This window comes from Tenacibaculum sp., from assembly GCF_048269885.1.
Lineage (GTDB): Bacteria > Bacteroidota > Bacteroidia > Flavobacteriales > Flavobacteriaceae > Polaribacter.
In genome coordinates, this window is record NZ_JBLWTZ010000021.1 from 45,863 (window position 1) to 56,241 (window position 10,379).

7 protein-coding genes are annotated in these 10,379 nt (G+C 33.1%); 2 read left to right on the forward strand and 5 right to left on the reverse strand.

All coding sequences use genetic code 11. The annotated features are described in order from the left end of the window. Positions 1–56: 56 nt before the first annotated feature. The 3 genes from ACN0WY_RS14460 to ACN0WY_RS14470 are packed head-to-tail and all read right to left on the reverse strand — an operon-like array spanning position 57 to position 5,244. Positions 57–2,048 (reverse strand): DUF3352 domain-containing protein, encoded by a 1,992-nt coding sequence (locus tag ACN0WY_RS14460; RefSeq protein ID WP_330487079.1) that lies wholly within the window; start codon positions 2,046–2,048, stop codon positions 57–59. Between the two features lie 15 nt (positions 2,049–2,063). Beyond that, positions 2,064–3,707, reverse strand: coding sequence for an acyl-CoA carboxylase subunit beta (locus ACN0WY_RS14465; protein WP_417800809.1), 1,644 nt, complete (start codon positions 3,705–3,707; stop codon positions 2,064–2,066). Positions 3,708–3,765: 58 nt separating this feature from the next. After that, complete coding sequence (locus tag ACN0WY_RS14470; RefSeq protein WP_417800814.1) at positions 3,766–5,244, reverse strand: helix-turn-helix domain-containing protein; 1,479 nt, start codon at positions 5,242–5,244, stop codon at positions 3,766–3,768. A gap of 156 nt (positions 5,245–5,400) precedes the next feature. Here ACN0WY_RS14470 and aceB point away from each other — a divergent pair, with 156 nt between their 5' ends. After that, entirely contained in the window at positions 5,401–6,996 is a 1,596-nt protein-coding gene (aceB, locus tag ACN0WY_RS14475; RefSeq protein ID WP_417800810.1) for a malate synthase A, read from the forward strand. A gap of 175 nt (positions 6,997–7,171) precedes the next feature. Next, positions 7,172–8,803: an isocitrate lyase gene (locus ACN0WY_RS14480; RefSeq protein WP_417800811.1), complete on the forward strand. Its 1,632-nt coding sequence runs from the start codon at positions 7,172–7,174 to the stop codon at positions 8,801–8,803. Positions 8,804–8,982: 179 nt separating this feature from the next. Here ACN0WY_RS14480 and ACN0WY_RS14485 read toward each other — a convergent pair whose 3' ends face one another. Together ACN0WY_RS14485 and ACN0WY_RS14490 are read right to left on the reverse strand one after the other, a co-directional pair. Then, positions 8,983–9,360 (reverse strand): cupin domain-containing protein, encoded by a 378-nt coding sequence (locus ACN0WY_RS14485; protein ID WP_330487075.1) that lies wholly within the window; start codon positions 9,358–9,360, stop codon positions 8,983–8,985. Positions 9,361–9,371: 11 nt separating this feature from the next. Further along, positions 9,372–10,331 carry a bifunctional helix-turn-helix transcriptional regulator/GNAT family N-acetyltransferase gene (locus ACN0WY_RS14490; protein WP_417800812.1) on the reverse strand — a complete coding sequence of 320 codons (960 nt, stop codon included), beginning with the start codon at positions 10,329–10,331 and terminating at the stop codon, positions 9,372–9,374. Between the last annotated feature and the right edge of the window lie 48 nt (positions 10,332–10,379).

The window sequence follows — 10,379 nt, forward strand, 5'->3', positions numbered from 1 at the left end:
TGTATTCTGTTTTAATTTTGCTTGGCAAATGTAACTAATGCTATAAAATATTGCAATTAAAAATGTTTTTTGAAAATTACATCACCTGTTTGTTCATCATAAGCTTTCCAAGTTCCACTTTGCTTATCATTTTTATAATGTCCTTTGACTTTTATATTTCCGTTTTCATAGTAAGATTTATAAGAGCCATCTTTTAAACCATCATCTAAGTCCACCTCAAACTTTAGTTTTCCGTTTTTATAATACTCCTTGTACGATTTAGCGCTTAAATCTGAAGGGTGTATTGGAGGTGTTTTGAAAAATGATGTAGAATTTTGAGTATTTGTTGAGTCTTTATAAGGAGCTAACTCTAGCAGTAACTTTTCTCTTAATTCTTTGTCTTTTTGAGAATTTACATCAATATTTTTAGGATCTTCAAAAACAAGAGAAATATTGCTTTCAAATAAGTCGTCAGAAGCAATTAGCTGCATTCCAATTTGTGAAAAGCAAGTTATATATGGTTTGTTTTTTTGAAGTTCACGTCGAGTTTTATTGTCAACTAAACTTAAAAGGTCTTTGTAGGAATTTGGAGTGTTTACATAAGCAAATACACTAGATTTTTTCTCAAAATGATAATTAAAATCATCGAATTTTTCAGAGCTTTCTAGGGTGTATCCTATTAAGTGGTTGTTAATAATTTCTTTAATGGTATTTGGACTAGTACTAAAAACTACAAAATCATCAATAATGGTAAAGTAAGGCTTCTCCATTTTAGAAAACATGTTTCCTGCTAACATTTTAAAGAATCCTTTTAAATCAAAAAAGTTAATAGGATACCCTCTATAATCGATTTGTTTGTATTTTAAAGGGGTGTTTTCTTTAATCTTAGAAAGAATAAGCTGGAGGTTTTCTTTTGTATTATCAATGTCATCAACCTTAATAATAGCAGCGATATCTTTTTTGTTTTTCGAAAGTTCAGTATTAAAGTGAATTAAAGCTATTTCACTACCAATCCAACTATAAATATTTTCAGATACACTTATATCTAATTTATCCTCAATCATAGCGAGCTGATCAGTATACATTTTAAATTCAGCTGGATTTTCTTGTTGGAGTTTTTCTAGATTGCTATTGAAGGTTTTAAAGTCATCAAAAGCAAAACTAAGGTATAAAGAGGTATTTTTGGGTGCTACTTTAGCAACACTACGCTTGCCAACTCCAGATTTTTGTAATACTTTTAAGTAGGTTTGCGAGTTGCTATCAACATTTGTAAAACCTGTAGCTTGAACGATAACTCCTTCTATAATTGATATATCTAAACCAGAGTAGAAGAATGCTTCTTTATTTAAGAAATCTAAATTACTTGAACTGGTAAAACAGTTGAGATAGTCTTTTAGGTATTTATGTTGTAAGTACATATTAAAAAAGCCATCAGTATCTGTTTTTCTTTTTATTTCTAAAAAGTTGAGATCACGACCAATAATAGGGTTTAAGTATTGGTCTATTGATTGTTCAACCAAAAGGTGAGTATAAGAAGCAACGACCTGATTTTTAATAAAGGAAAGATGTAAGGTTTCTCTTGTCTGCTTATTATACAGTTCTATAATTTCATGCTTTTTGTATACGCGTTTGGTTACTTTATAGTCTTCACCTGCTAAATTACTAATAGCCCTTTTTAAAAAGATGAGTTTAGAAAATTTTTGTAAATCAGCAATATATAATAATCCGTATTTCTTTGGGCTAAATACATGTACAGAGATCACCAGATTACGTTCTCCGATAAAGTCGAAAATTTCCTTTTTTGCTTTAAAAGTTTCATCTAAACTATGGAGACCTTCAGATAGTTTATTGATTTGTTGATTGGATTGAAGATGCGTCCAAATTTCACTTGAGCTTATTTCATCCCAAGTGTCAATAGGTCTTTCTGTATCAACTATAAAAACAGCATTGTCAGGAACTAAGTAAATAGATTTGATATTGTCATTTTCAGATAAGGTGAAAATATAAACCTGATAGATTACAAAACCAATTACAAGGGCAATAATACCCCAAAATACTTTTCTCTTCATGCTGCTTTCTATGTTTTAAACTTGTAACACTCCTAGGTTGAAAGGCTTTTCAATAGGAGCGTGGTCAGCTGCTTCTATTCCCATAGAAATCCAAGTTCTGGTATCTAGTGGGTTAATCACAGCATCAGTCCAAATTCTTGCAGCAGCATAATAAGGAGATATTTGATTATCGTATCTCGATTTTATTTTGTCAAATAATTCAGCTTCTTTTTCAGGAGTAATTTCTTCTCCCTTTTTCTTTAAGGCAGCTGTTTCAATTTGTAATAATACTTTGGCAGCAGAGGCTCCACTCATCACAGCTAATTCAGCACTAGGCCAAGCGACAATTAAACGAGGGTCGTAGGCTTTCCCACACATAGCGTAATTTCCTGCTCCGTAAGAGTTACCTATAACCACCGTAAATTTAGGAACTACAGAGTTACTAACAGCATTTACCATTTTGGCTCCGTCTTTAATGATTCCACTATGTTCAGATTTACTTCCTACCATAAATCCAGTAACATCTTGTAAGAACACTAACGGAATTTTCTTTTGGTTACAGTTGGCAATAAATCGAGTAGCTTTATCAGCAGAATCGTTATAAATCACCCCTCCAAACTGCATTTCGCTAGGTTTTGTTTTGGCTCCTTTCGATTTTACAATTTTACGTTGATTGGCAACAATACCAACAGCCCACCCATCAATACGAGCGTATCCAGTAATAATGGTTTGACCGTAACCTGCCTTATATTCTTCAAATTCAGAATGATCTACCAAACGCTTGATGATTTCCATCATATCGTATTGTTCATTACGAGCTTTTGGTAAAATTCCGAAAATATCATCTTCATTTTCTTTTGGAGGGAACGCTTCTTTACGGTTAAAACCAGCTTTGTCGTAATCTCCAATCTTGTCTAGCAAGTTTTTTATGGTGTCTAAAGCGTCTTTATCATCTTTTGCTTTGTAATCGGTAACCCCAGATACTTCACAATGTGTGGTAGCTCCACCCAACGTTTCGTTATCGATACTTTCTCCAATAGCAGCCTTAACTAAATAACTACCAGCTAAGAAAATACTTCCTGTTTTGTCTACAATAAGTGCTTCATCACTCATAATAGGCAAGTAGGCACCACCAGCAACACAACTTCCCATAACCGCAGCAATTTGTGTGATTCCCATGCTACTCATTACCGCATTGTTTCTAAAAATTCTTCCGAAGTGTTCTTTATCAGGAAAAATTTCATCTTGCATTGGTAAGTACACTCCAGCAGAATCTACCAAATAGATAATAGGAAGTTTGTTTTCAATAGCTATTTCTTGTGCTCTTAAATTTTTCTTTCCTGTTATAGGGAACCAAGCTCCTGCTTTTACGGTAGCATCGTTAGCAACAACAATGCACTGTTTACCGCTAACATAGCCCATTTTCACAACCACACCTCCAGAAGGACATCCACCGTGTTCTTGATACATGCCTTCACCGGCAAAGGCAGCAATTTCGATGGACTTAGATTTGTCGTCTAATAAATAATCAATACGTTCACGAGCAGTTAATTTTCCTTTCTCATGATGCTTATCAATACGTTTTTGTCCGCCGCCTAATTTTACTTTGGCTAAGCGTTGACGTAAATCAGATGCTAAAAGTTTATTGTGGTCTTCGTTTTTGTTGAAGTTAAGATCCATGGTAAGTTATTTGTTTGCGTGTGCTAAAATAAGAAAAACAACGTACAAAACAAGGTGTTTAGGTATACGATTGAATGATGTTTTCAACAGTGTTTTCTATTTCTTTATTTCTAGATTGTTTTAGTAAAATATAAGGTTCTGCTACGCGTTCGTTACAATTTTGTACTGCGCATGTTTCGCAAGTAACACCTACTGTTTTTTTAGTGAAAGTATCTTCATCAAAAAAATGAAGTTTTCTTTTTAAGTGTGGAGAAAGTAACATACCTATGCTAACACTACGATTAATTTTTTCTTTAAAAGGATCGGCAGTAGCCGCAGAAAGTACTAAATATTCTTTTTGAGAATTTTCGTACGACGAAATTTGAATTCCGTAAGCCGATTTTTTATCTTTTGAAACTTCTAAATCCTGAATTGTTTTAATGGCAATCCATCTTCTGCAATAATGTTCATTGTTACGATTGGCGTGTGGAGATTGTTGCTGTGTAATATGTAACTCTTTTGAAAGCCGATGTACAGGAGAACCTTCTTTATGTGTAAAGCGTAAAAAGAACAGGTTCTTAATGTTAAAATGTCTTGGTAAAATGTTCGTTAAACGTTGATAAAACGTTTCGTCAGAACAATTATAACTTCTAATAATTTTGTGCAATTGTATAGGTTGCCAGGTTTCTAAAGAAAAAAGTTGTGTTAGTTTTTGAATTAAATCATCTTTCGGAATAATTAAAGCACCAGCAAAGTATGAGGCAATAAAATTATTTAATACTTCATCAAAGCTCTCAAATTTTATCCATGGAAACGTGTATAACCTATCTTCAATTTGTAAATAATTATAAGCTAGTTCTTTAGCGAAAATAAATGTTTTCTGCGCTTCGTTTATGTCATTATAGATAAGAAGTGTTTTATTCTTTGGAATATAGATGTTTCTGAGTTCAGATAGCTTTTGATGCCTAGATAGCTCTTCGCTATCAATCGTATAACCGTATTCTTCGATTAAAATTTCTTCTAAGTCATTTGAAGTAATAGGTTTGTTTGGATTTATTTGATAGGCCTTAATAAAATCGGTAACCTTCGTTTCAATATCTTCAAAATAGTTGTTGTGTGCTTCTTGGTACGAACGTAAGGCAGCAAGAAAAAAGCTTTCTCTTGTTAAATTGTAGTTTTGCGAAATCTTAATAATGGTACTGATAAACGCATTTACTTTGGCTGGGGCGTTCGCAATAATATCAATCAGGTTATTTTCTTGAATACCAAATAGATCAAGAGGAATTTCTTTTAAAATTTTCGATTGTAAAATTTCACCAATTGGTGCTAAGTTTTTATCTAACTTCAAAGAAACTAAATGGTCGTAAGGCACTTCTAGCTTCTCAGAAAGAATAACAATTTTATCAGTTTTTGGGTACTTTTTTCCTTTCTCAATTTCATTTAAATACGATTTTGATAATCCTGTTAATTTAGCTAACCCAAAGAGAGATAGGTTTTTATCTGTGCGTATTTGCTTAAGCTTTAATCCGAAAACTAATCTGATATATTCTTCTTCCAAGATGTTTTTATTAAAAGATTCGTAATTCAAAGGTATAAAAATTAGCGAATTAATAAAAATTTGTAAATTTTATATTTTTAGCGAACGTTCGCTTTTTTGTTTGAGTTCTTTTTTTTAATATTGAACTGTCAATCAATACATAAAAAATAAAATAGTATGAATCAAGATGTTTTAGCAAAAGAAATTCAATGTGTAGGTTTTGATCAAGCCAAGTATAAAAGTGTTTTGACCAATGAAGCCAAAACATTTTTAATACAGCTTCAAGAAAAGTTTAACAGCCAAAGACTACAATTATTAGCAGAAAGAGAAATCGAACAAGCTTATTTTGATGCAGGAAACAATCCAACATTTCCTTTAGAAACCAAAGAGATAAGAGAGAGCGATTGGGTATGTGATCCACTGCCTAAAGATTTGTTGGATAGGAGAGTAGAAATTACTGGACCAGTAGAACGCAAAATGATTATCAATGCATTGAATTCAGGAGCAAAAACATTTATGGCAGATTTTGAAGACAGTAATTCACCCACCATTCAAAATATTTTAGATGGGCAAGTAAACCTACGAGATGCAGTAAATAAAACAATTTCATTTTACAATGCAGCAAAAGATAAAAGTTATGAGTTGAAAGACAAAGTGGCTACCTTGTTAGTAAGACCAAGAGGGTTGCATTTAAATGAAAAACATTTGTTGATTGATGGCGTAGAAATGTCGGGTTCTTTGGTTGATTTTGGTTTGTATTTCTTCCATAATATCAAAACCTTGCAAAAGCAGGGAAGTGCAACTTATTTTTATTTACCTAAACTAGAACATTACAAAGAAGCTCGTTGGTGGAATGATGTTTTTGTATTTGCACAAGAGTATATGGGAGTGCCACAAAAAACAATCAAAGCAACGGTGTTAATTGAAACCATCACGGCAAGTTTTCAGTTAGATGAAATTATTTATGAGTTAAAGGATCATATGGCTGGCTTAAACTGTGGTCGTTGGGATTATATTTTCTCATACATTAAAAAGTTCAGAAATCATACTGGTTTTATTGTGCCAAACCGTTCACAAGTAACCATGAGTAGCCCATTTATGAAAGCGTATTCGTTACGAGTTATTCAATCGTGTCACAAACGAGGGGTACATGCTATGGGAGGAATGGCTGCGCAAATTCCAGTAAAGAATAACGAAGCGTTAAATAAAGAAGCTTTTGCAAAGGTGAAGAATGATAAGGAGCAAGAAGTTAGGAATGGTCATGATGGAACTTGGGTGGCACATCCTGGTTTGGTAGCAATTGCAATGGAGGTTTTTAATGCAACAATGCCTAATGCGAATCAGACAGATAAAAAGTTGAAAGGTTTAACAATTACCGAAAAAGATTTAGTTGAATTACCAGAAGGGACTATTACCGAACAAGGAATACGAGAAAATATCAACGTTGGAATTCTGTATATAGAATCTTGGTTAATGGGACAAGGAGCCGCTGCCTTGTATAACTTGATGGAAGATGCAGCAACTGCTGAAATTTCTCGAACACAGGTATGGCAATGGTTGCATAAAAGCGTAATGCTTGAAGATGGTAGAACATTTACGGAAGGCATGTATGAGCAATTTAAAAAAGAAGAACTCAAAAAAATAAAAAGTTATGTAGGTGAAGACAGGTATAACAACGGAAAATTTGAATTAGCCGTTCAATTATTTGACGAGTTAATTTTAAACAAAGAATTTGTTGAGTTTTTAACCTTACCAGCATATAAATATTTATAGAGTAAGCTATTTAGGTGTAAGCTTAGAAGGTATTTGTAGAGAAAAGCATTTTAAATTAAAGACTAAACTTAAAATATTTAAATCTCGATTATCGAGAAAAAGCCCCCAAAAATGCGGCAACATTTAAGAGGGCAAGCTATCAATAAAAATTAATAACCTTATCAATTACAAAATTATGAAAAATTTAGCACACGCTAATTATAGTTCTGCTTTACAAACTGTAAAAGAATTAAAGAAAAAGTACGGGACAACTTGGAACTCAGTTTCTCCAGAAAATGCTGCTAGAATGGTAGCGCAAAACCGTTTTAAAACTGGTTTAGATATCGCCAGATATACCGCTACAATCATGCGAGAAGATATGGCAGCTTACGATGCAGATTCATCTAATTATACACAATCATTGGGGTGCTGGCACGGATTCGTGGCACAGCAGAAAATGATTGCAGTAAAAAAACATCACAAAACAACGAGTAAACGATATTTATACCTTTCAGGATGGATGGTAGCTGCATTGCGTTCAGAGTTTGGACCGTTACCAGACCAATCAATGCATGAAAAAACAGCCGTACCGTCTTTGATTGAAGAAATTTATGATTTTCTGCGTCAAGCAGATGCTATTGAATTAAACGATTTATTTAGAAGGTTAGAAAACGGAGAAGATGTACAGAGTGAAATTGATAATTTCGAAACACATATAGTTCCAATTATTGCGGATATTGATGCAGGCTTTGGAAATGAAGAAGCTACGTATTTGTTAGCTAAAAAAATGATTCAGGCTGGCGCATGTGCTATTCAGATAGAGAATCAAGTTTCAGATGCTAAACAATGCGGACATCAAGATGGTAAAGTAACCGTGCCACATGAAGATTTTATAGCAAAGCTTAATGCAATTCGATACGCCTTTTTAGAGTTAGGAGTAGAGGATGGGGTTATTGTAGCAAGAACCGATTCGGAAGGAGCGGGATTAACTCAAAAATTACCCGTAAGTCAAGAACCGGGAGATTTAGCCTCTCAATACTTAGCATTTATAGAAGCGGAAGAAATTACAATTGATGAAGCAAGAGAAGATGATGTACTACTAAAACGTGATGGAAAATTAGTACGTCCTGTACGTTTAGCAAACGGTTTGTATAAGTTTAGAGAAGGAACAAATATTGATAGGGTAGTACTAGATTGTATTACAAGCTTACAAAATGGAGCCGATTTGTTATGGATTGAAACGCCTACGCCTCATGTAGGGCAAATAGCAAATATGGTAAATAGAGTAAGAGCTGTAGTACCAAATGCGAAATTGGTATACAACAATTCACCATCGTTTAACTGGACGTTAAACTTCCGTAATCAAGCATATGATGAAATGGCAATACAAGGATATGATGTTTCAATGTATGACAGAAATAATTTAATGGATGTGGCTTACGATGGTTCACAGCTTTGTCAATTAGCGGATGAGAAAATTCGTACATTCCAAATAGATGGAGCAAGGGAAGCAGGTATTTTTCATCATTTAATCACCTTACCAACATATCATACAACAGCACTACATATGAACGATTTAACAGAAGGTTATTTTGGTGAAGATGGAATGTTAGCGTATGTAAGAGGAGTACAACGACAAGAAATTAGAAAAGGAGTATCGTGCGTAAAACATCAGCGTATGGCAGGTTCAGATTTAGGAGACGATCACAAAACATTTTTCGCAGGAGATAAAGCGTTAAAAGCCGGAGGAGAAAAGAATACGTCTAATCAGTTTGAAGGAGGAGCAAAAGACAAAAGACTAGAAGAAGAAAGTGCAGTAGCTGTATAAAAAAATCTTAGTTGTTTGTAAACTTCCCGTTATGTTTGGTTTGTTTCAATTGTTTGTTTACATAGCGGGAATTTTACTTGCCAATTTAACAGTATAAATTTATAATTAGCAGTTGTAAATTTTATTTTGAAGTAGTAGCTCTCTTTTTTAAGAGAGCTTTTTCATTTTTAATAATAGCTTTAATATTTTTGAGTATCAATAGATTTCGTAATAGGAGTTATTAGATCACCAGTATGTTTGGTAGATTTAGTTTCAATAAGCATAATTAAACAATCTTCCGAAGAGCTAACTCTGTGATTTACACCTTTGGGAACCACAAATAAATCGCCTTTTTTCATCCTAAAACTTGGTTGGTTCTCTAGTTCCATTAAAAGGTTTCCGCTAATAATATAAAAAAGCTCGTCTTCATTTTTGTGATTATGCCATGGGATGTCTTCTCCTTTAATTTTGGCGAGTTTAACATATTCATTGTTAACCTCAGAAATTATTTTAGGAGAAAAATATTCTTTTAACTTTTCAGCTTCCTGTAGGATGTTAATTGTTAGAGTTGTATCCATATCGTAAATTATCAAGACTTTGTTTTCAGTTCCATTTTAATGTTACAACGTTCGTAAGGACAACCTTCTTCCACAGGAATTTCTAAAAAACCAAATTTTCTATAAATGTAAATAGCGTTTTCAAGTTTTGTATTTGAGTATAAAACCAATTTATCAAACTGCTTGTCTTTTGCAAAATCAATACAATGCTGCATGAGCTGTTGTCCTATTTTGTAACCTCTGTGTTTTGGTGAAACAGCCATTTTTGTTAATTCATAAACATTAGGTTCGTTCATCGGCATTAAAGCAACAGTACCCACAACTTCATTATTTAATTTAGCAAAGAAAATGTGTCCCCCTTTGTCAATAATATACTTGTGAGGATTGCTTAAAACTTCCTCATCATAAGGTTCTACATAGAAAAATGTTTGTAACCATTCTATATTCAATTCATAAAAAGAAGTACTATACTCTTCTTTAAATGTGGTAATTGTTACTGCGTTTTGTGTCGTATTCATTTTTATGTGTTCTATAATAGCTTCGCTGAAAGATTTTTCATTGAACTTAGTCTCTAGTTCATTTATAAGTTCGGTTAGTGATTCAGACTTAATGTTTGTGTACTTTTTAATGATGTGTTCAATACTGTTCCAAATAGGAGTCACATTCTCTATGAGTTCCTTTCCTTTGTTAGAAACAAAAACAACTTTTTTTCGCTTGTCCAATTTGTTTTCTTTGAAGCTAATGAGTCCCTTTTTGTAAAGTTTATTAATAGCTTGCGTTGTAGCAGGCTGCGATGTATTTAAACTGTTGGTAATTTCAGTATTGGTAACACCATTTTTGTTTTTTATAATTTTAAAAGTAGGGAATAGGTAAGGGTCAAAATCAATATTAAACTCATTGTACACCAATTGTGTTTCACGCATCATGTATTCGCTAGTTCTTTTTAATCTAGAGCCTAACCCAATTTCTCCTAATCCTTTAAGTGCATCCATGTATTATTATATAAGTGCTTATATAAATACAAATGTATATATTTTTTT

Bases quoted from the DNA above. Each gene is read 5' to 3' on its own strand.
- ACN0WY_RS14460 (WP_330487079.1), bottom strand. From the start codon at position 2,048: ATGAAGAGAAAAGTATTTTGGGGTATTATTGCCCTTGTAATTGGTTTT.
- ACN0WY_RS14465 (WP_417800809.1), bottom strand. From the start codon at position 3,707: ATGGATCTTAACTTCAACAAAAACGAAGACCACAATAAACTTTTAGCA.
- aceB (WP_417800810.1), top strand. From the start codon at position 5,401: ATGAATCAAGATGTTTTAGCAAAAGAAATTCAATGTGTAGGTTTTGAT.
- ACN0WY_RS14480 (WP_417800811.1), top strand. From the start codon at position 7,172: ATGAAAAATTTAGCACACGCTAATTATAGTTCTGCTTTACAAACTGTA.
- ACN0WY_RS14485 (WP_330487075.1), bottom strand. From the start codon at position 9,360: ATGGATACAACTCTAACAATTAACATCCTACAGGAAGCTGAAAAGTTA.
- ACN0WY_RS14490 (WP_417800812.1), bottom strand. From the start codon at position 10,331: ATGGATGCACTTAAAGGATTAGGAGAAATTGGGTTAGGCTCTAGATTA.